The following is a 20,998-nucleotide window of genomic DNA, read 5'->3' as shown; positions in this document are numbered from 1 at the left end:
GCGGGCTGGCAGGGTTGACAACAACACGGCAAACTCCACTGTACGGGACTTAGCGCGGAAAGTACACAGCAAAAGCAGACCCTTCCCCTATTTTACTAGTTACCACTACTTTACCACCGGCATTTTCTACGCTGCGCTTCACCATGTACAGCCCCAGTCCGGAGCCCTCGATGTGGCTGTGCAGGCGGCGGAACATGCCAAACAGCTCGGGCAATTGCTCGGAAGTCAGGCCCAGGCCGTTGTCCTGCACCGTGAGCACCGTGTGGCCGGGCTCCAGGTGGCAGTGCAGACGGATGTGCGGGGCGCGGTCGGGGTGGCGGTATTTGAGGGCGTTGCTAAGCAGGTTGAACAGCACGGAGCGCAGGTTTTTGGCCGAAAACGACACGCTGACGCAGTCGTTCAGCTCCACGTCGAGCCGGGCGGCGGTTTCGCGCAGCAGCGGCTGCAGATCCTGGCGCACGTCGTGCACCACGGGGGCCAGCAGCACCTCGGTGGTGGGCTGGCCGTGCTCCTTCTGCAGCTTGGTCACGTCGCTGAGTTGGTCGATGGTGCGCTGGAAGCGGGCCACCGACTCATACATCATGCCCAGCACCGGGGCCACATCAGCCGATACCAGCGAAATTTCGGCCAGCTGGTCGTTCAGCACCGCCAGCAGCCCCTCAATGTTGGTGATGGGCGCTTTCAGGTCGTGCGAGGCGGTATAGATAAAGTTATCCAGGTCTACGTTAGTGCGGGTGAGGTGCTGATTAGTGGTTTGCAGCTCGGTGTTGAGGTCCTGAGCCTCGTCGCGGGCCCGGCGCAGCTTCTGCGTGAGCTTCTGCAGGGCCTGCTCGGCCAGCTTCTGCTCATGAATATCGATGACCGTGCCCACGATGCCCTCGTACTCGCCCGTGGCGCTGAAGCGCGGCAGGCCGCTATCGACGGCCCAGCGGTACACGCCATCGTGGCGGCGCAGCCGGTAGAGATAGTGAAACGGAATGCGGCGGGCGCAGGCATCGAGGAAGGCAGCCTCGGCTCCCGGCGCATCGTCGGGGTGCACCACGCGCGTCCACCCGATACCCAGCGCCTCGGCTTCGCTCTGGCCGGTGAAGGCGTACCACTGCGCGTTGAGGTAGGTGCAGTAGCCCTGCGGATCGGTGACCCAGAGCATGGCCGGGGCGCTGTCGGCCATGCGGCGGAAGTTTTGCTCGCTTTCCATCACCACCTGCCGCGCCCGAACCTGGTCGGTCACTTCGTGGGCAATTGCCAGCACCCCATCCACGGTGCCCTGCGCGTCGCGGCGGGGCTGGCAGGTGAAGGTCCAGTAGATTTCCTCCAGCGGGCCGCCCTCGTGGCGGGCCAGAAGTACAGGCATCTCCTGGGCCACGCGGGTTTCGCCGGTCTGAAATACTTCCTGCAACAGATTCGGAATGAGCGTGCCCGCCAGCTCGGGCAGGGCTTCGAGCAGGGGCCGGCCCAGCAGCACGCGACCGGGAAAGATCTGCTGGTAAGCCGGATTGACCAGCTGATATACAAGCGTCGGACCATCGAGAATGACAATGGGGGCCGGCGCTTGCATAAATAGCGTATTGAGCCGCTCACCCTGCCGCTCGGCGCCGCGCAGGGCGGCTTCCAGCTGCTGGGTCCGCTCCCGCACGCGGGCCTCCAGCTCTTCATTGAGCCGCTGCACCTGCCGACGCGCCTGTACCTGCTCGGTCACTTCGTAGGCAAAGATGAGCACGCCGGCCACCGCCCCCGTGGCATCTCGGGTGGCCTGGTAGATGAAATTAAAGTAGCGCGGCACCCGCGGGCTATGGGTAGGCTGGTCCAGATACGCCGGCACCTCATTGCCGTAATAGGTTTCGCCGGTGGCGTATACACGGTCCAGCAGCGCGAAAAATTCCTGATCCTGCAGCTCCGGCACGGCTTCGCGGTACGTTTTGCCCACCATTTCGCGGTTGTCGAACAGCTGGCGGAAGCCCTTGTTGGCCAGCTGCACCACGTGCGTTGGGCCCGCCAGGCTGGCAATGAGCGCGGGGGCCTGCGCAATCATGTCGTGCAGCCGCTGGCGCTGGGCCTCGGCCTCGGCCCGGCTGGCCCGCTCGCGCGCCTGGCTTTCGCGCAGGGCCTGCTCCACGGCGGTGCGGTCGTGGTCGGCGGTATCGGTGAAGCTGACCACCAGCAGCGTTTCGCAGCGGTAAGCGGCCAGCCGGAAGTAGTTATCCAGGCCGTCGTGCTGGTAGTTCACGTCGTAGCGGCCGGGCGCGCCGCTCAGAAACGTGTCGCGGTAGAAGGCGAAGATGCCGGCTTCGGTGGCGTTAGGGTAGCGCGTGAGAAAGGTTTCGGGCGGGCACTCGGGCAGCTGCAGCATGCGCTGGGCCGCCAGGTTGAGCCGCACGTAGGCCAGATCCACTATTTCCCCGCCCCCATCGACGGCGTACACCGGCCGAAACAGGATAATGCCCGTGAGGGAAACGTCCAGCAGGGTTTCAAGCAGGGCTTCGGGGGTAGCAGGCGGCGGAGTGTTGGGAGCGGGCATAAGGCGGTAGTAGGCCGGGCAAGATACGGCTGGGCCGCTGATTAGGATCAGCGGCTAGCTCGGTCAAGTTAGCCGCTGCTGCGCCGGGCTCAAGTTCATCACCTGGGCCACAAAGTCGGCTAGGTCGCGGTAGGCAATGGGCTGGGCCCGCTGAATCTCGTGTAGCAGCAGCCGCATAAGCTTGTGCTCCTCCACATTTTCCTGCTTGCAGAAATCAATAAAGGCGGGCAGCGCGGCGGGCAGGCCCAGGGCGGCCAAGTCGAGGCCGGCGGCAGCGGCGGCTCGAAACAGCCAGGTGTCGCAGGCCGGGTTCAGCACGATGAGGTACTCGTTGGGCAGCTCTGGGTGCTGCAGAATCTCATGAAACTCCTCCTGCCCCCGCCGCGGCCGGGCCAGGGGCCGGAACTTGGCCAGTTCGGGGGCCTGGGCAAACTTCTTGTCCCTATCGACCATGCCCACCACCACGCGCCCGGCCTGGGAGGCGGGGCCCTGCTCCTTCAGCACGCGGGCCACCTGCCCGATGCCCTGCCGGTGGCTCACAAAAGTATAGCGATACGCCACCAATGACAGCGTCAGGGCAGTATCCACGTTGCACTCGGGCACAAACAGCGCGTACTCAGCCATTGGCGGGGCGCGGAATGTAGCGGGCCATGTTGTAGAACACGTCCACCGAGTCGCCCCGGATGGCCCGCACTTCCTCGTCGCTGAGCTGCTTCACTTTGGTCTGGTAGTCCTCATAATAGGCCACGAAAATGGCCAACTCCTTCGCCTGCTCCTCATCGGGCAGCATCTGCTCCAATACTTCTGTTATTAGGTATGGGCTGTGCGTAGCCACAAAAAATTGGTTGTTGCGGCTCTCCACCATCCGCTTCCCAAGCATCGACACATACATTGGGTACGAGTGCGCCTCCGGCTCTTCTAGCAGGATTACAGAGTCGTCGTTACTTTCAATGGCGGCGAAGTAGAAGATGATGCGTTGGAGGGTATCAGCGATGCTGGAATAGGGGTAATTGTAAACAAGATCGTCCACTTGTTTCTGTATTTCAAACTTGCGTTCACTTACACGGAGAACGAGGTTTAAGCCATATACTTTGAATAAGGATGATACTTCTTTACGTAATTTTTGGTTGCGTTGAACAACATTTGATAAATTAGATCCATGCGGTGGCCTCAAAAAATTAAATTGATATCTACTATCATGAGACTCTCCACGTATATAGTTATAACTCTTTGGCATCATATTAACATTCGTATAATAAAAATTTCCCACTTGACTTGAATCACCATTTGAATAAATATTCAAAGTTTTAACAAAAGACTTACCACCTTCCATACTATCCTCCTTTATAATTTCTGATATATACCTCTCCTGATCAATGATGATATTAATAAGCGTAATATCATCTTCTACAGGAATCATAAATCCGGGATTTTTTTTCGAATACTCTACATCTACAATAGACTGAACTCTATTTAATAAATCTTTGGATATATGCACACTTCTATAATTTTCACTGTATATATCATTTGCTTTTATAATTGCCATACATGTCGATGCATTAACTATCACAGGTTGACTAGTATCATTGTCATAAAACAGATTTTGAATTACCTCATAACGAAGTACATCATCCATAAATTTTTTCTTGTCATAAAGACCAGCTCCCAACAAACTCATCGCCTCCAGAATATTACTCTTCCCCACGTTCGGCATCCCGATAATCAGGTTCACGCGGCGGGGCGTCATCGTCACGTCCTTAATGGACTTAAAATTCTGGATGCGCAGGGTTTTGATGTCGTTTTGCATGGCGGAGGCTAGTGCCCAAAGATACTGGTTCAACTTGAGTGCCCGCCCGCTGGGGCCGCGGCCCTCCGGTTTTCGCCAAAACCCCTCCTACCCGCCCCCAGGGGCCTTTCCGGCCCTGCCAAATGCACGCGCTGAGGTTCCTACCGGCCGCGCGTGGGCTCCTACACTTCTTGGCGGGGCGCCTACCGGGGCGGGTGGGCCTGCTACCGGGCGGGGTGGCGTTTGCCGGCCCCGAGGCGGGGCGGGCCAGGCCGGCGGGCAGGCTCGCCAGGGGCCGGGCGCGGCCCCTACCCGCTTGGGGCCGGCCGCAGTTGGATATGCTGAAATAATTATGCAGCTTCCCCGGCCGGCGGTAGCAAACGCCCCGGAGTTAGCCGGCTATCCGTTTCCATTTCATCCTCTTTCCAATTCATTAGCAAGCATGAAGAAAAAACCCGAAGAGTCGCACTTTAAGATGTCGCAGGCCGCGCTGGTGACCACGGCCACCGAAAAGCTGGGCTACCTGCGCCGCGACGTGGCCGCGCTAACCACCTACGGCGTGACGCCGGCCCGCCTCGACGGCCTGCAGGCCCTGACGGCCGCCTTCGTGGCCCTGCCCACCGAAACTGAAGGCGTGCAGCAGGCCGCCACGGCCACCCAGGCCAAAGACGCCGCCCGCCTCGCGGCCCTGGGCACTATGCAGCACATTATGGGGATGGTGGGCCTGCTGCACAACGACCGCACGCCCCAGTACAAGGCTTTCGGCACCAGCGGCCTGAACTCGGCTTCGGAAGGCGACCTGTACTTGGGCCTGGTGCGGGCCGTGCGCGTGGGCCGGGCCAACCTGCCCACCTACGCCCCCAAGGGCCTCACCGCCGCCGACCTCACCCTGCTCGAAACCCAGAACGCGGCCCTGCTCGCCACCGTGGGCGAGCAGCACGACGCCGAATCGGGGGCGGCGGGCGCCACCCAGCAGCGCCTGACCGCCGGCAACGCGCTGTATGATGAGCTGGCGGCGCTCTGCGAGGCCGGCAAAACCGCCTTCGTGCAAACTGACGTGAGCAAGTACCAGGACTACGTGCTGTATGACACCCCGCCGCCGGCCCCGGTCGCCCCGGCGCCGACCAAGCCGGCCGCCGCGGCCTAAAAAAAAACCGCCGCCGGTGCGCCGCTGAACCTAAAACGCCCCACCTGGCCGGAGCCGGGTGGGGCGTTTTTTGCCGGAAATAAAGAGGAAAGGTGCCCCTTATTGGATGACCAAGCGGGTGGTCTGGGCACCGCTGCGCACCAGGTAGACGCCGGCCCGCAGGCCGGCCGGCAGCGTGAGCCGGGCCCTGCCCGTGGCATCGGCAGTGGCGGTGAGCACCGGGCGGCCCAGCCCGTCGAGCACCTGCACCAGCGCCCGGGGCGGGGTACCGACCAGAGTGGCGGCAGTGCGGGCGGGGTTGGGGTAGAGGGACAGCGTGGCTACGGGAGCGAGCCGGCCCACGGCCAAGGGAACAGCTGCCGGCACGTAGCTGGCTATATAGCTGGCGGCAACTCCGCCGGCCCTGGTGAATTCTCCGCCCGCGTACACCGTATTGCCGCTGCTGGCCAGAGCCGAAACCTTATAGCTGGTGCCGTTGGTGGCGCCGGTACCCAGGCTGCTCCAGCTGGTGCCGTCCCACTTGGCCACCCTGTTGGCCGTGATGCCACCCGCCGAGGCAAAGTCGCCGCCCACATAGAGGCTGGAGCCGCTTACGGCCAAAGAAAATACAGGCCCGGAACCCAGGCTACCGCCGCTGGTGCCCGTGCTCAGACTACTCCACTGCGTACCGTCCCAGTGCGCCACATTGGCCGCCGGCAACGTCCCAACCGTGGTAAAGAAACCACCAACGTACACCCCCGTGCCGCTGGCGGCCAGGGCATTCACAACACCGCTAATGCCCGTACCCAGGCTGCTCCAGCTGGTGCCGTCCCACTTGGCCACTCGGCTGGCGGGCTGGCCACCGGCCCTGGTAAAGTCGCCACCCACGTACAGAGCGGTGCCATTAACGGCCAGGGCCCTTACCACCCCATCAATGCCACTGCCCACGCTGCTCCACTGCGTACCATTCCATTTGGCTAAGTAGGCAGTGTTTTGGCCGCCGGCCGTCTCGAACTGGCCGCCCACGTAGAGCGTACTGCCACTCAGGGCCAGCGAGGACACCGAGCCGCCGACGCCGTTGGCCGGGCCCGTGCCCAGGCTGCTCCAGCTGGTGCCATCCCACTTGGCCACCCTGTTGGCTGTACTACCGCCTGCCGAGGTAAAGTAGCCGCCCGCATATAGGGTATTACCACTCACAGCCAAGGAAGTGACGCCCAAGTTCAGGCCGGAGCCCAGGCTGCTCCAGCTAGTGCCGTCCCACTTAGCTACCCGGTTGGCCACGACTCCAGCGGCCAGGGTGAAGTTGCCGGCCACGTACACGTTCGAACCGCTCACGGCCAGGGCAGTAACATTGCTGTTTACCCCATTCGGAATACCGGGTCCCACGCTGCTCCAGGCCGTGCCGTTCCACTTGGCCACGTAGTTGGCCATGGCCCCGCCGGCAGTGGTGAACAAGCCCCCGGCTACCAGCGTATTGTTGCTGACGACCAGGGAAGTGACTTGCCCATTGAGGGCGCTGGCCGTGCCGGTGTTCAGGCTGCTCCACTGGGTACCATCCCACTGCGCAATCTGCTGGGTGCCCGCTACGCCGGTGCCGGTGAAGAAACCACCCACGAAGAGTCGGTTCCCGGCCAGGGCCAGGGCCCGCACCCCATCGTTGACGCCGTAGCCACCCAGGTTGCTCCACTGCGTGCCGTCCCATTTGGCCACCCGGCTGGCATCGGCCCCGCCGGCCTTGGTAAAGTCGCCGCCGACGTAAACCGTGTTGCCGTCCACGGCCAGGGCATGAACCCAATCACTGACGCCGTTGGCCGGGCCCGTACCCAGGCTGCTCCAATTGGTGCCGTCCCACTTGGCCACGCGGTTGGCTGTACTACCGCCAGCCGAGGTAAACTGCCCGCCCACGTAGAGCGAGGTACTGCTCACAGCAATAGCTTGGACGATACCCCCCACTCCATTGGCCGGGCCCGTGCCCAGGCTGCTCCACGTGCTGCCATTCCACTTGGCCACGCGGTTGGCTGTACTACCGCCAGCCGAGGTAAACTGCCCGCCCACGTAGAGCGTGCCCCCGCTGGCAGTCAGGGCGAAGACGTTGCTATTGACGCCGTTGGCGGCCCCAGCACCCAGACTACTCCACTGCGTACCATCCCACTGGGCTACGTAGTTGGCCGGCACGTTGCCGGCGGAGGTAAAGTAGCCTCCCGCGTAGAGGATGTTGCCGCTCACGGCCAGGGCGGTTACCACGCCCCCCACGCCATTGGCCAGGCCGCTCCACTGCGTTCCGTCCCACTGAGCTACGTAGTTGGCCGGCACGCCGCCAACGGTGGTGAACCGGCCGCCCACGTATATCGTGCTGCCATTCACGGCTACGGCATCAACAAAGCTAATCGCACCGTTTTGCTGGCCCGGGGCGGCACCACCTACGGGGCTCCACTCCGAATTCGCAGCGCCGGGGCGCAATATGGGCTGGCCGTTCTGACCGTAGCTGAGCTGGTAGCCTTTGGCATCAAAGGAGCCCTGAGCGCCGTCGCGCAGGGTGCCATCGGCATTAAGGGCCGTGCTGATAGCAGGTGCCTGGGCCCGCCCCAGTTGGGGCAAGGCCAGCACAAGGGCCAGCAGAAGGAGAAAAAGCGAGCGAGCCTGCTGGCTCCGTTGCCGCCAGGTAGTAGTTGCGTAGGCGTGTGGCATAGATGGAAAAAGCAATTAGGTCAACAACTAGTAAAACAGTACTCCGGTAGCAAAGAGGCGGACGGCGGACCCTTGGGCCGTCGGTACCAGGGGCTAATATAATCGGATAATTCTGCTAGCTTATTAAGACAAAACCCCGCTTCTGTCAGCTCACCCCAAAAGCAGGCTTGCTTCCCGGGCTTAGTACCACGCAAAAATCCCCTGCCAACTTATGACAAGGAATTTTTGCGTGATACTAAGCCCAGGAAGCAAGCAAGGAACCGGAATATTTTTCACCAGAACAGATCCCCCGATTAGGCCCGGCCTCCACGGCTACCTACTACCACAGCGCCCCTAATACTGGCGGACCGGGGCGCTGCGGGGGTACCGTAGGAATACCGCCAACGGGCAAGAGCCCTACGCAAACGCCATATCCTCCTCGGCCACTTCGCTCACGGGCAGCACGTCGGAGGTGATGAGGTCTTTTTCCTGGCGCAGGTTGTCGATGATGAATTCCTGGCGGGCGGGCGTGTTTTTGCCCATGTAGTAAGTCAGCACCTGCTGGATCGAGCGGTCCGACTGCAGGATGACGGGTTCGAGCTTGATGTTGTCGCCGATGAACTTGCCGAACTCGTCGGGGCTGATTTCGCCCAGACCCTTGAAGCGCGTGACTTCGGGGTTGCGGCCCAGCTGGCGCATGGCGGCCTGCTTTTCCTGCTCGTTGTAGCAGTAGATGGTCGTTTTCTTGTTGCGGACGCGGAACAGCGGGGTTTCCAGAATAAAGACGTGGCCGTTGCGCACCAGGTCGGGGAAAAACTGCAGGAAGAAGGTGAGCAGCAGCAGGCGGATATGCATGCCGTCCACGTCGGCATCGGTGGCAATGACCACGCGGTTGTAGCGCAGGTTTTCGATGCCCTCCTCGATGTTGAGGGCGTGCTGAAGCAGGTTCAGCTCCTCGTTTTCATACACGATTTTCTTCTTCAGCCCGAAGCAGTTCAGGGGCTTGCCGCGCAGGCTGAATACGGCCTCCGTCTCCACGTTGCGACTTTTGGTAATGGAGCCCGAGGCCGAGTCGCCCTCGGTGATGAAGAGCGTGGTGAGGGCTTCGGCTTCCTGCTTGCCCTCGCCGAGGTGGAAGCGGCAGTCGCGGAGCTTGCGGTTGTGCAGGTTGGCTTTCTTGGCCCGCTGATTGGCCAGCTTTTTTACCCCGGCCATGTCCTTGCGCTCCCGCTCGCTCTGCTCGATGCGCTTTTTGAGGGCCTCGGCGGCGGCGGGGTTCTTGTGCAGGTAGTTATCCAGGTGCTCCTTCACGAAGTCGAGGATGAAGCCGCGCACGGTGGGGCCGTCCTCGCCCATGTTGATGGAGCCGAGCTTGGTTTTGGTCTGGCTCTCGAACACCGGCTCCTGCACCCGCACCGAAATGGCGGCAATAATACTGGCGCGGATGTCGGTGGCGTCGTACTCCTTCTTGTAGAACTCGCGCACGGTTTTCACCACGGCCTCGCGGAAGGCGGCCAGGTGGGTGCCGCCCTGGGTGGTGTACTGGCCGTTCACAAAGGAATAATATTCCTCGCCGTAGTCGTTGCCGTGGGTCATGGCCAGCTCAATGTCGGGGGCCTTGAGGTGGATGATGGGGTAGCGGATGCTCTCGGCGTCAGCCTTGCGGGAGAGCAGGTCGAGCAGGCCGTTTTCGGAGTAGTACTTCTGGCCGTTGAAGTTGATGGTGAGGCCCGCGTTCAGGTAGACGTAGTTCCAGATCTGGTTTTCCAGATACTCCGGGATGAAGCGGTAGTTCTTGAAGATCGTTTCGTCGGGCTGAAACACCATCAGCGTGCCGTTGCGCTGGCTGGTTTTGGCGGGCTTGGGGTCCTGCACCAGCCGGCCCTGGCTGAACTCAGCGGCCTTCATCTGACCCTCGCGCACGCTCTGCACCAGGAAGTAGTTGCTGAGCGCATTCACGGCCTTGGTGCCCACCCCGTTCAGACCAACGGACTTTTGGAACACCTTCGAGTCGTACTTGCCGCCGGTGTTGATCTTGCTGACCACGTCCACCACTTTGCCCAGTGGAATGCCGCGGCCGTAGTCGCGCACCTGCACCCGGCTGTCGGAAATCTTGATGTCGATGGTGCGGCCGTAGCCCATCACGTGCTCATCGATGGAGTTGTCGATGACTTCCTTCACCAGCACGTAGATGCCGTCGTCGTAGGCCGAGCCGTCGCCGAGCTTGCCAATGTACATGCCCGGCCGCAGGCGGATGTGCTCGCGCCAGTCGAGCGAGCGAATGGAGTCTTCGGTGTAAGCGTGCGGGGCGGCGGGTAGTTCTTGCTCGGACATGGAAAGCGGAAGCTAAATTTGAGGTAAAATAACGCAGAAAATCGGCCATTTCCCGGCTTCGTTCGTAAGGCGGGGCATGATGGACGGACGGCGCGGCCCTTGCGGGCAGCCACCCGCGCCTGGCGAATGTAATTAGCAAAACCAGGCGCAAAAAAGCTTCGTTCCCGGCGCACCACCAAATATACGCGCTTTCCCGCGCTTCTCCCCTCCTCTCGTTTTCCCAAATTTCTTAGCCTATGCTCCCCAGACCGAACCCCATCAACCTGCCGCACCACTCCACGCCCCCGGCCGAGGTGCGGCAGTCACCGGTGATTCACTACACGTTCCTGCTCGTGGGCCTGTCGCTGCTGGTGTTTGTGCTGCACAAGCTCGACGATGTGCTGCTGCCGCTGCTGTTTTCGGCGCTGTTTGCGCTGCTGCTGCTGCCGGTGTGCCGCTGGTTTGAGCGGCGCGGACTGGGCCGGGTGTGGGCCATCATTCTGTGTTTGCTGCTGCTGGTAGGGCTTTTCGCGGGCATTATTTACGGGTTCGGCTCGCAGCTGGGCCAATTCAAGAACGAGCTGCCTAAGCTGCAGGACAAGCTGCTCCAGTTTTTCCACGACGGCCAGGAATGGGCGGCCAGCCATTTCGGCATCGACCCCATGAGCGAGGAGGAATTGAAGGACAGCACCATTAAGTCGCTGAAAAAATCGGGCAGCACCTACCTGGGCACCACCCTGAACACCACCACGGCCGTCATCAGCAACCTGATTCAGGTGCCCATCTACATCTTCTGTCTGCTGCTCTACCGCGACCATCTGCGCCAGTTCATGTTCCGCTTCGTGAGCCCCGACAAGCGCACCAGCGTGCTGCACACCGTGGACAGCATCCAGACTGTGGTGCAGGCCTACATTTCGGGTTTGCTGAAGGTGATTGTGATTGTGGCAGTGCTCAATGCCATCGGGCTGCTGGCGCTGGGAGTGAAATTTGCGGTGTTCTTCGCCATTTTCGCCTCGGTGCTGGCCGTCATTCCTTATATCGGCATTATGATCGGGGCATTGGTGCCGGCCATTATTACGCTGGTCGAAACCGGCTCCCCGTTGCGGGCGGCGGCGGTGGTGGGCGTGTTCATGTTCGTGCAGTTTCTGGAAGGCAACTTCATTACGCCCATGATTACGGGCTCGCAGGTGAGTATCAACCCGATGGCCGCCATTATGGCCCTGGTGTTGGGAGCCGAGCTGTGGGGCACGCCGGGCATGATTCTGAGTATTCCGCTGGTGGCCGTGCTCAAGGTGGTGCTCGATGCCAGCAAAACCACCGAGCCCTGGGGCTTCCTGCTCGGCGACACGGCCGAGGGCGAAGACTCGACCAAGAAGCCCGAAACCCGCCACCCCGGCTTCATGCGACGACTCTGGCTGCGGGCGCTGGGCAAGGCCTGACGCCGCCCCGCCTCCACCCGAACCACCATGCAGGCCCCGCCGGATTCGTCCGGCGGGGCCTGCTGGCGTTTGAAAGCGGGGCCACAACCTGCCTCACCGGCAGCGGGTATACTATAAGGAAACACTTCCGCCCGTCCGGGCTTCCTCCCACTCCTATTCACCTGCGCTATGGCCCTCATTACCGAAGAAACCGCCCGCGTCTACAACGACTTGGTTGTGATAAACAAAGCCGCCGTGAAGGGCTATCAGGAGGCCGCCGAGGCCATCGACCACCCCGATCTGCAGGTCGAGCTGCTGCGCTACAGCCAGCAGCGGGCGCAGTTTGCGGCCGAGCTGGAGGCCCAGGCCGTGGCCTTTGGCGTGGAGCCGCCCAGCCAGGAAAGCACCGTGGAAGGCGCCGTGACCGATGCCGTGGCCGCCATGCACCGCGGCTGGATCAGTCTGAAATCCACGCTGGTGGACCAGGACGACAAAACCATCCTGCACGAGTGCGAAAACGGCGACGCGGCGGCGCTGCTCAGCTACGAGCTGGCCCTGAAATCGGAGGAAATAACCGGTGAGGCGCGGGAGCTGCTGCAGCGCCAGCAAGGCGAAATTCAGCTGATCAAAAACCGCTTCGCCGCCCGCCGCAGCCAGCCACAGTGAGATGGTGAAGTTGAGAAAGATGAAGTGGTGAAAAGTCGCCTGTCATCCTGAGCCTGCGAAGGACCTTATGCCAGTTGAACGACAAGCGTATTAACGACCCGTTCTGCCGTGATAAGGTCCTTCGCTCTGCTCAGGATGACAGAACACTCACCACTTCACCTTTCCCAATCTCACAACTTTCCAGGGGTGTATCTTTGTTACCCATTCCACTAGCTTAGTCTTTACCCGTTTTCGCTCCGCATTTGTACGCCATCATCGACCTTGAAACTACCGGCGGACAGCCTGCGCAGGACCGCATCACGGAAGTTGCCATTTTTATTCACGACGGCGAGAAAGTCGTGGACCAGTTTGATACGCTGCTGAACCCGGGGCGGCCCATCCCGACGTTTATCAGCCAGCTCACGGGCATCACCAACGACATGGTGCGCGACGCACCGAAGTTTCATGAGGTGGCCCGCAAGATTGTGGAGATGACCGAAGGCTGCGTGTTCGTGGCCCACAACGTGCGCTTCGATTACTCCTTTCTGAAGAAGGAATTTGCCGATTTGGGCTATAACTACTCGCGCAAAACCCTGTGCACGGTGCGCCTGAGCCGCTCTTTGATGCCGGGCCAGCCCAGCTACAGCCTGGGCAAGCTCTGCCAGAACATCGGCATTCCGCTCGAAGGCCGCCACCGCGCCGCCGGCGACGCGGCCGCCACCGCCATCCTGTTCGACCGCCTGCTGAAGATAACCCAGCAGGATGAGGCCCTGCAAAACCCCACCGTCAGCACCGCCGATACGCTGGCCGCCGTGGATGCCGTGGCTCCGGCCGGCCGCCGGCCGGCTACTGCCAAGCAGCCCAGCCCCAAACGGGTAGCGGCCGTGCAGCAGGCCATCAACACGGCGCTGCTCCCGCCTAACATCACGCCCGAAAAAGTAGCCGCGCTGCCCCAGGAAGCCGGGGTATACTACTTTCACAACGAGGCCGGTGAGGTGATTTATGTGGGCAAGAGCATCAACATTTACAAGCGGATTCAGCAGCACTTCGCCGTTGACTACAAGTCGCGCAAGAGCCTGGAGTTCAAGAACTCCATTGCCGATATCACCTGGGAGCTGACGGGCTCGGAACTAGTGGCGCTGCTGTATGAGTCGCACGAAATAAAGCGCATGAAGCCGCTGTATAACCGGGCCCAGCGCCGCTCGGTGTTTCCGGCCGGCATCTTCCTGCGCACCGACGAAAACGGCTACAAGCGCCTCTACTACGGCAAAGCCGACGACCACGCCGAGTCGCACCCGCTCATTGCCCTGGGCAACCAATTCAAAGCCAAAGGCTTCCTGTTCCACAAGGTCAGCAAATTCAACCTCTGCCAGAAGCTCTGCGACCTGTACAAAACGCCCGGCTCCTGCTTCGACTACCAGGTGCACCGCTGCAAGGGCGCCTGTCTGGGCCTGGAGCCGCCCGAAGAGTACAACCAGCGCGTGGAGGAGGCCATTGAGAGCTTCACCTACGAGCACGGCTCCTTCGTCATCATCGGGCCGGGTCGCCGGGCCGAGGAAAAGTCGGTGGTGGTGGTGGAAAACGGCCGCTACCTGGGCTTCGGCTACGTGGATGAAACCTTTTCAGCCCGCCGGCTCAAGGATTTCACGGAGGTCATTACCCGGTATAATGATAATAAGGACGTGCAGCAGATTATCCGCGGCTACCTGCGCACCAAGCACAAAGACAAGGTGAAGGTGTTTAAGTAAGCTTTGCGGCACTAATTAGCCGTCGCGCTTCCCGGTTGCGCAGCCGCTACCGGAGCCTGGGCGGCCTGCTGGGCCCGCAGCCAATCCTGCGCCGACACCACATCATCGAACAGCTGCAGCTGCAGCTCGGGGCCAAAAGATAGGGGCGCGAGGGTGGCTTCGTCGCTCAAATCCTGGGGCTGCACCACGTGGGCAATGCAGCGCAGGCCGAGCTGCTGGGCCTGCGGCCCCCATACCGTGCGCAGCCACTCCACCGAGTCGAACCAGGGACCCTGGAGCTGGCTGTTGTCGTTGAGCAGATACGGGCAGTGCAGCTCCTGCATGGCGGTTAGAAATCGGGAAGCACCATTATACGCTTCCTGCGGATCGATATAGCCCAGCCAGATGGCGTGCAGCCACTTGTTGGTTTCATCGAGAATAAGCTCGCAACTGCTGCCGTCGCGCTGGTCTACGTGTTTAGATATTCGCATAATTCCGGTACGCTTCCCGCCCGAAAAAAGGTTGCCAGCGCTGAACTTGTTCAGAACAGCCGGTGGCGCAGTAGCCAGCCGGCCGCGTCGAATTCGGTGGCGGCTGGCACGTAGGCCTGGGTTTTGATGGGCTTGGCCACTTTCAGCGTGTTGCCGTCGCCGCTGTCGTACACCAGCACGTTGGTGGGCTGATTTGACGCGCCAGCGGGCATTTTCAGCGCCACTACATCCTGGCCAGCCCCATCGTATATGCCCACGGCAAAGCGGTGGTCGGGCAGGCCGCGCAGCTCAAACACGTCGTTGCCGCCCAGGCCAAACAGCTTGATGGAGCGCGTCTGCCCCACCAGAAACGTGCGCTGGTTGATCAGGCTGTCGGGGCGGCCGGCGTGCAGGCGCAGCACCTGCACCCGCAGCTGCCCCGTGTCGGCGGGCTCCAGCACGAAGCGCTCGGGCTGGTCGGTGCCGGGAATCTCGATTTCCTGGGCCAGCAGCTGGTAGAAGCGGGCGGCCACGGCGGGCAGCTGCTCGCGGCGGCCCCGCAGCTTGCGGTCAAACTCGGCCCCGGCCAGCGCATACACTTCCTTTGGCCACACGGCCAGCGCCTCCTTAATTACTTTATCCGATAAGCCCAGGCGCATTGAGTCGGCCACCTGCCGGAAGTCGTCGGCCGTCAGATACACCAGCAGCGACTTATCCAGGGGGCGGGCGGCGCGGTTGAGGCCTTCCACGTCGCGCAGCTTTATCTTTTCGTGGAAGCTCTGGTAGTTGGATTTCACCCAGCTCACAATCCGCGTGAGCAGGCCATCGTCGAATTTGAAAAAAGCGTGGTCCCGGTCGCGCGGAATGGCCTGGTACACGGTAGCGCCGCCCGCGCCGCGGAAGCTGGCCCAGCGCCACTGGTCCTCGCGGCGGCTCCAGTCGCCGAGCCACATATCAAACAGCCGGGCCCGCAAATACTGGCGGGCATCCACGCGGGCCTGGGGGTTGAACGCCAGATTGGTGAACACCTTGCGCGAGCTTTCCACCAGGGCCGAGCGGCCGAAGCTGCTTACGCCGCTCTGGTCGCCCTCGGGGCGCTCCTCCAGCAGATACAGGGCATTGGCAAACTCCTTCCGGAACGCGCCCAGGGCCGGATCATCAGCCACATACACTAGCCGCGGATTGGTATGAAACACGCCGGCCGCCTGGGCCAGATGCGGCACAATGTAGGCCCCGTACGGATTAATTACGCTGGTCTGGTCCTTCATCAGCCGCCCAATGGGGCCGTTGCGCAGGCGCTCGGGCAGGGCTTTGGTGGCGTCTTTATCCACGGAGCGTAGCACGAACTGCACGCCACGGCGGTCTACCAAGCGCAGGTTTTTGGTCTGGAAGCTGCCGCCGGCCTCGGTGGGCGTGAGGCCGCCGGGCACTACCGTACGCAGGTTCAGCACCGGGGCCTGCACCGGCACGGCCCACAGCTTGCGGTAGTGCTTGCCCCAGAAAAACTGATGCACCGCCCCGCGCATATACTGCGGCCCGGCCGCCACGCGCACCATCGAATCGGGGCCGATGGCGGCGGGTGGGCGGATGGCGGGTGGCGCGGCCGGGGCCGAGCAGGATACCAGCAGCAGGCCACCGGCGCACAGTGCGGCCACGCAGCGCGGGCGCGAAAAAAGGAGCGGATAGAGCACGAATGCGGAAATAAGTCGGCTGAAAGGACCGCGCAGCTGCGCCGGCGTTGCCTTATAGCGCAAACCGGCCAGTAGCGGTTGTGCCGGCCGGCGTTGGGCAGCCGGCCGCCCACTTTTCCCGGCCGGCTGCGTTCAAGGACTCAAGCCGCGTTTTTCTGCCCCCAATGACCCTTCGCTTACCCCTCCTGCTGCTCTCCGTGCTGAGTGCCGGCTGCGTTCGGCAGCACTATTTTCAATCTGATGCCCGCCTGTCGGAAGCCGCGGGCCGCCCGCTGGCCGACAGTGCCCGCGTGACGGCGGGCCGGCACTATGTGCGCGGCCCCGTGCAGAACCTGTTTTTTGGCCCCCACTACCGCGCCGTGTGGGCCACGCCCGTAGTGCTGCCGGTACTGAACCTGCGTACGGCCGTGCCCGGCGGCCTGCAGCCCGGCAAGATGGGCGGCGGCTTTCAGAGCACCAGCATGACGGTGAACGGCGCCAACGGCCGCACCTACGCCCTGCGCACCCTCGACAAGGACCCCTACAAAACCCTGCCCAAGGTGATGCAGAAGACATTTCTGCTCAACATCGTGCGCGATGCTACCAGCGCGGCCAACCCGTTTGGGGCCTTCGTGGTGCCGCCACTGGCCGAGGCGGCCGGCGTGCCGCATACCAACCCGCGCCCATTCTACGTGCGCGCCGATGAAACCGGCCTGGGTGCGTCCTCACCCCTGTTTCAGGGCAAAGTGGTGATGCTGGAGGAGAAATTTGACGGCAAGGAAAACCTCACGCCGGCCTTCGGCAGCGCCGAAGACCTGGTAGACAGCGACCAGATGCTGCGGGCCCGCTACCAGCAGCCCACGCACCAGATTGACCAGCTGGCCTTTGCCCGCGCCCGCCTGCTCGATATCTGGCTGGGCGACTGGGACCGGCACGAGGGCCAGTGGCAGTGGGCCGTGTACCAGCAGGCGGGCCGCACGCGCTACCGCCCCATCCCCAAAGACCGCGACCAGGTGTTCTACCGCTTCGACGACGGCCTGATTCCGTGGCTGGTCAGCCGCCGCTGGGGCGTGCGCAAGTTCCGCACCTTCCGGCCCAAGTATGAGGACATCGGCGGGCTGGTCAAAAATGCCCGTTTCATTGATGAGCGGGGGCTGTCGGAGGTGACTGGGGCGCAGTTTCAGCAGCTGGCTACCGAGCTGCAGCAGCGGCTGACGGACGGCGTGATTCAGGGGGCGGTGCGCCGGCTGCCGCTGCCCGTGTATGCCCGCGAAGGGGCCTATACTGCCGCCACGCTGCAGGCCCGCCGGGCCGCGCTGCCGGCCGCTGCCCGCACTTTCTACCAGCAGCTGGCCCGGCATGTCACGGTGGCCGGCACCGATGCGGCCGAGCGTTTCGTGGTGCAGCGCCTTACCGATTCGACCACCCTGGTTAGCGTGTATCACCTGCCTGACAACGACGAAAAGCCGCTGGCCGACTCGCTGCTCTACCGCCGCCTGCTGCGCCACGCCGAAACCAAGCTGCTCACCCTGCACGGCCTCGATGGCGAGGACGAATTTGAGGTGAGCGGTGAGGTAGCGCGGGGCCTGCGGGTCGAGATTTTCGGCGGCCCCGCGGCCGACAAGCTCACCGACACCTCCCGCGTACGGCACGGCAGCAAGAAAACCGTGTACCATGACACCAACCGCGGCAACAGCGTTTCGGAAGGCCCCGAAGTGCGCGACAAAACCCGCAAAGGCGTGCTGATGCACGCGTATGACCGGGAAGGGTATTGATTCGTCCCTGTCATTGCGAGGACGAAGGACGAAGCAATCCGTCCTCTGAAATGTGCGAAACTCCTTTTTACCACAAAGCCCTGACGCATGCACACGTCAGGGCTTTGTGTTTAATTAAAGCTTGGCTCATTGTCCAGGACGGATTGCTTCGCGTTGCTCGCAATGACAGACGACAGGCTTTCTGTTTAATCAAGGTTTATCTCATTGTGCAGGACAGATTGCTTCGTCGTGCCTCCTCGCAATGACAGGGCGTTACACCTCCGCCAGCATATCCAGCACCATGTGCTCGGTGGGGGTTAGCACGTCGTTTTCGGTGGGGTCGGCGTCGTGCTTGCGGAGGTAGTCGATGAGCTTATCGGCGTGAAACAGCTCCACTACCTGGGGATGGATGTAGTATTTGGAGCACACGGTGGGCGTATTGCCCAGGCCGGCGGCTACGTCTTTCACGGCCTTTTTCAGCACTTTTTCCTTGGGCAAGTCGGGCTCCTCGCGCAGCACGGCTTCCAGGCATTCCACCATTTTCACGGTACCGCCCCAGGTGCGAAAGTCCTTGGCCGAAAGGCTCAGGCCCGTTACTTCCTGCAGATACCCGTTCACGTCGCCCGATTCCAGCTCGGTGCGGTGACCGTCGGGAGTGTAATATTGAAACAGGTGCTGGCCGGGAATCTCCTTGCACTTCTGCACCAGGCGAGCCAGGCGGCGGTCGTGCAGGGTCACATCGTGGGGCACGCCTTTTTTACCCACGAAGCGAAAGTTTACCTCGCTGCCGGCCACCTGCACGTGCCGGTCGCGCAGGGTGGTGAGGCCGTAGCTCTTGTTCTTTTTGGCGTATTCGCGGTTGCCGACGCGGATAAACGACTGGTCCATGAGCGTGAGCACCAGGGCCACCACTTTGGGCTTATCCAGCTGGGGGCGCTTGAGGTCCTGCTGGATGCGCTGGCGCAGCTCGGGCAGCTTTTCGCCAAAGGCCCGCAGGCGACTGAACTTGGTGAGGCTGCGCGTGACATCCCAGGTGGGATGGTAGATGTACTGTTTGCGGCCCTTCGCGTCGCGGCCCGTCACCTGCAGGTGGGCGTTGGCGGTGGGCGAAATCCACACATCGGTCCAGGCCGGCGGAATCACGAAGGCCTGGAGGCGGGCCAGGGTTTTCTCGTCTGTCACCGGCTCGCCTTTGGCCGTCAGGTAGGAAAAAGTGCCGTCGGGGGCGGTTTGGCGGGTGAGGCCGGGGCGGGTATCGGGCACGTAGCGCAGGCCAGCGAGCTGGGCCTGCCGAGCGGGGTCCTTGTACAGCTCGTGGGCTTCTTCGAGCGGGGCAAGCTTCTTCTTTTTGACTTTCAGGCGGGGGTGGGCGGTAGCGGACATAGAGGGGAACAGCGGACGGCGGCTGAAGTTGGCCGGCGGGGCATTCTGTACGCAATTGCCCGCGAAAAGGAGAAACTCTGAAGCATCTGCCACGCGCAGGTATTTTTTGGCCAGTAGAACCTTGTAGAGGCGCACACTTGCGTCTCGTCGGCCGCGCCGTTCAACGGAGTCGTTCAACGACGAGACGCAAGTATGCGTCTCTACACCGTTCAAACGGCTCCCAGGAAGGCTTACGCCGGCGTAAAGACCATTCGGAGCGGCGTAAAGACTGTTCGGACAGGCGTAAAGACCTCTCGGACGGGCGTAAACACCGTTCGGAACGACGTAAATGCCCCTAGAACGGGCGTAAAGACCATTCGGGCGGGCGGAAGAACCTCCCGGAGCGGCGGAGGCATAGTTCGGAGCGACGGAAACACCATTCGGAGCGGCGGCGGCCCCTGTAGGACGGCGGGCCCTTGGTGGCGGCCCGACCGTGTGTCTTCAAATTTTGGCAACCGGGCCTGGGGGGCGGGCCGTATGGGGTTCCGGAGACTTTTGGCACCGTTTTTTCTTTGCCGCCCTTACCCTACCCCTCCTTGTTTCACTTTTTTCAACTGCCACCTATGCGTCAGCTGCTTTCTAAATCTCTGCTTTTCCTTTCCCTGACCACCGCTTCCATCGGCATTTCTTCTTGCTCCAAAGACGGCGGCGGCGACGGGGTGGTGCTGTTTTCCATTGAGGATGACAAAGCCCTCGGCGACAAAGTAGCCGCCCAAACCGACTCCACTTACCGCGCCAAAGGCCAGCTGCTCGACCCCAAAGACTCGCGCAACAACCAGGCCTATGCCCACCTGAAAATCATTGTGGATAAGGTGCTTAACAACAGCTCCGGGCAGCTGCAATACCGCAACGAGTTTCCCTGGGACGTAAAAATCATCAAGGACGACAAGACGCTGAACGCCTTTGCTTCGCCCGGCGGCCACATTTACGTGTTTTCGGGGCTGATTAAGTTTCTCGACCACGAAGACCAGCTGGCCGGCGTGCTGGCCCACGAAATTGCCCACGCCGACCGCCGCCACACCTCCCGGCAGCTGCAGCAGCAATACGGCATTGGGTTGCTGCTGAGCGTGGTGCTGGGCGAAAATCCTGGCCAGCTGGCCCAGATTGCAGCCGGCCTGGGGCAGCTCAAATTCAGCCGCGACTTCGAGCGGGAGGCCGATATGTATTCGGTGACGTACCTGAGCGGCACCGAGTATGCCTGCGATGGCACGGCGGGCTTCTTCATTAAGTCGCAGCAGCTGGGCGAGGCCAGCCAGCCCGAGTTCCTGAGCACTCACCCCAACCCCGACAACCGCATTCAGGCCATTCAGGCCAAAGCGGCGGAGCTGAAGTGCCAGGGCAAGACCCAGAACGATACGAACCTGAAAGCGCTGAAAAGCCTGCTGTAGGCTGCTGCTAACAGCTTCGCAAAGGTCCGCTGCTCCGGCAGCGGACCTTTTTTTGTTGGCTGCGGGCCCGCTCCGGGCAGGCCGGCGGTAACAT

Annotated in this window: 14 protein-coding genes; 6 read left to right on the top strand and 8 right to left on the bottom strand. The window is 61.9% G+C overall.

The window, feature by feature from the left end; translation table 11 throughout:
* Positions 1-49: 49 nt before the first annotated feature.
* The 3 genes from BUB62_RS14820 to BUB62_RS14810 form a co-directional block, all read right to left on the bottom strand.
* Positions 50-2,518: a PAS domain-containing sensor histidine kinase gene (locus BUB62_RS14820; protein ID WP_073111346.1), complete on the bottom strand. Its 2,469-nt coding sequence runs from the start codon at positions 2,516-2,518 to the stop codon at positions 50-52.
* Positions 2,519-2,581: 63 nt separating this feature from the next.
* Complete coding sequence (locus tag BUB62_RS14815) at positions 2,582-3,142, bottom strand: hypothetical protein (protein ID WP_073111344.1); 561 nt, start codon at positions 3,140-3,142, stop codon at positions 2,582-2,584.
* Complete coding sequence (locus BUB62_RS14810) at positions 3,135-4,325, bottom strand: AAA family ATPase (RefSeq protein ID WP_073111342.1); 1,191 nt, start codon at positions 4,323-4,325, stop codon at positions 3,135-3,137. Before BUB62_RS14810 ends, BUB62_RS14815 begins: the two co-directional genes overlap by 8 nt.
* A gap of 421 nt (positions 4,326-4,746) precedes the next feature.
* Here BUB62_RS14810 and BUB62_RS14800 point away from each other — a divergent pair, with 421 nt between their 5' ends.
* Positions 4,747-5,451, top strand: coding sequence for a hypothetical protein (locus BUB62_RS14800; protein WP_073111338.1), 705 nt, complete (start codon positions 4,747-4,749; stop codon positions 5,449-5,451).
* Between the two features lie 99 nt (positions 5,452-5,550).
* Here the strand turns inward: BUB62_RS14800 and BUB62_RS14795 are convergent, their stop codons facing one another.
* Positions 5,551-8,118: a T9SS type A sorting domain-containing protein gene (locus BUB62_RS14795; protein ID WP_143164198.1), complete on the bottom strand. Its 2,568-nt coding sequence runs from the start codon at positions 8,116-8,118 to the stop codon at positions 5,551-5,553.
* 396 nt (positions 8,119-8,514) lie between these two features.
* Positions 8,515-10,431, bottom strand: coding sequence for a DNA topoisomerase IV subunit B (locus BUB62_RS14790; RefSeq protein WP_073111335.1), 1,917 nt, complete (start codon positions 10,429-10,431; stop codon positions 8,515-8,517).
* 236 nt (positions 10,432-10,667) lie between these two features.
* Between BUB62_RS14790 and BUB62_RS14785 the strand changes: the two genes are divergently transcribed.
* From BUB62_RS14785 to BUB62_RS14775, 3 genes are all read left to right on the top strand, one after another.
* A complete protein-coding gene (locus BUB62_RS14785) occupies positions 10,668-11,849 on the top strand; it encodes an AI-2E family transporter (protein ID WP_084539092.1) in 1,182 nt (393 codons plus the stop codon).
* A gap of 168 nt (positions 11,850-12,017) precedes the next feature.
* Positions 12,018-12,494, top strand: coding sequence for a PA2169 family four-helix-bundle protein (locus BUB62_RS14780; RefSeq protein ID WP_073111333.1), 477 nt, complete (start codon positions 12,018-12,020; stop codon positions 12,492-12,494).
* A gap of 242 nt (positions 12,495-12,736) precedes the next feature.
* Positions 12,737-14,221 (top strand): exonuclease domain-containing protein, encoded by a 1,485-nt coding sequence (locus BUB62_RS14775; protein ID WP_073111332.1) that lies wholly within the window; start codon positions 12,737-12,739, stop codon positions 14,219-14,221.
* An 11-nt stretch (positions 14,222-14,232) separates the two neighbouring features.
* Here BUB62_RS14775 and BUB62_RS14770 read toward each other — a convergent pair whose 3' ends face one another.
* Both BUB62_RS14770 and BUB62_RS14765 read right to left on the bottom strand, forming a co-directional pair.
* Positions 14,233-14,691, bottom strand: a complete 459-nt coding sequence (locus BUB62_RS14770; RefSeq protein ID WP_073111330.1) for a hypothetical protein — start codon at positions 14,689-14,691, stop codon at positions 14,233-14,235.
* 50 nt (positions 14,692-14,741) lie between these two features.
* Positions 14,742-16,361 (bottom strand): hypothetical protein, encoded by a 1,620-nt coding sequence (locus BUB62_RS14765; protein ID WP_073111329.1) that lies wholly within the window; start codon positions 16,359-16,361, stop codon positions 14,742-14,744.
* Positions 16,362-16,525: 164 nt separating this feature from the next.
* Between BUB62_RS14765 and BUB62_RS14760 the strand changes: the two genes are divergently transcribed.
* Positions 16,526-18,115 (top strand): hypothetical protein, encoded by a 1,590-nt coding sequence (locus BUB62_RS14760; protein WP_073111327.1) that lies wholly within the window; start codon positions 16,526-16,528, stop codon positions 18,113-18,115.
* Between the two features lie 252 nt (positions 18,116-18,367).
* On the opposite strand, the gene BUB62_RS14755 is transcribed toward BUB62_RS14760, so the two are convergent.
* Positions 18,368-19,477, bottom strand: a complete 1,110-nt coding sequence (locus BUB62_RS14755; protein ID WP_073111429.1) for a DNA topoisomerase IB — start codon at positions 19,475-19,477, stop codon at positions 18,368-18,370.
* 602 nt (positions 19,478-20,079) lie between these two features.
* On the opposite strand from BUB62_RS14755, the gene BUB62_RS14750 reads away from it, so the two are divergent.
* Positions 20,080-20,904 carry a M48 family metalloprotease gene (locus tag BUB62_RS14750; RefSeq protein WP_073111326.1) on the top strand — a complete coding sequence of 275 codons (825 nt, stop codon included), beginning with the start codon at positions 20,080-20,082 and terminating at the stop codon, positions 20,902-20,904.
* The last annotated feature ends 94 nt before the right edge of the window (positions 20,905-20,998 follow it).

Origin of the sequence: Hymenobacter daecheongensis DSM 21074, from assembly GCF_900141805.1 — a bacterium.
Taxonomy (GTDB): domain Bacteria; phylum Bacteroidota; class Bacteroidia; order Cytophagales; family Hymenobacteraceae; genus Hymenobacter; species Hymenobacter daecheongensis.
Note: the sequence above shows the minus strand (reverse complement) of the source record. Positions and strands in the feature narration are given on the sequence as shown.

What these genes read in the sequence shown, in the direction of transcription:
- BUB62_RS14820 (WP_073111346.1), bottom strand. Translation starts at nt 2,518, where the DNA reads ATGCCCGCTCCCAACACTCCGCCGCCTGCTACCCCCGAAGCCCTGCTT.
- BUB62_RS14815 (WP_073111344.1), bottom strand. Translation starts at nt 3,142, where the DNA reads ATGGCTGAGTACGCGCTGTTTGTGCCCGAGTGCAACGTGGATACTGCC.
- BUB62_RS14810 (WP_073111342.1), bottom strand. Translation starts at nt 4,325, where the DNA reads ATGCAAAACGACATCAAAACCCTGCGCATCCAGAATTTTAAGTCCATT.
- BUB62_RS14800 (WP_073111338.1), top strand. Translation starts at nt 4,747, where the DNA reads ATGAAGAAAAAACCCGAAGAGTCGCACTTTAAGATGTCGCAGGCCGCG.
- BUB62_RS14795 (WP_143164198.1), bottom strand. Translation starts at nt 8,118, where the DNA reads ATGCCACACGCCTACGCAACTACTACCTGGCGGCAACGGAGCCAGCAG.
- BUB62_RS14790 (WP_073111335.1), bottom strand. Translation starts at nt 10,431, where the DNA reads ATGTCCGAGCAAGAACTACCCGCCGCCCCGCACGCTTACACCGAAGAC.
- BUB62_RS14785 (WP_084539092.1), top strand. Translation starts at nt 10,668, where the DNA reads ATGCTCCCCAGACCGAACCCCATCAACCTGCCGCACCACTCCACGCCC.
- BUB62_RS14780 (WP_073111333.1), top strand. Translation starts at nt 12,018, where the DNA reads ATGGCCCTCATTACCGAAGAAACCGCCCGCGTCTACAACGACTTGGTT.
- BUB62_RS14770 (WP_073111330.1), bottom strand. Translation starts at nt 14,691, where the DNA reads ATGCGAATATCTAAACACGTAGACCAGCGCGACGGCAGCAGTTGCGAG.
- BUB62_RS14760 (WP_073111327.1), top strand. Translation starts at nt 16,526, where the DNA reads ATGACCCTTCGCTTACCCCTCCTGCTGCTCTCCGTGCTGAGTGCCGGC.
- BUB62_RS14755 (WP_073111429.1), bottom strand. Translation starts at nt 19,477, where the DNA reads ATGTCCGCTACCGCCCACCCCCGCCTGAAAGTCAAAAAGAAGAAGCTT.
- BUB62_RS14750 (WP_073111326.1), top strand. Translation starts at nt 20,080, where the DNA reads ATGCGTCAGCTGCTTTCTAAATCTCTGCTTTTCCTTTCCCTGACCACC.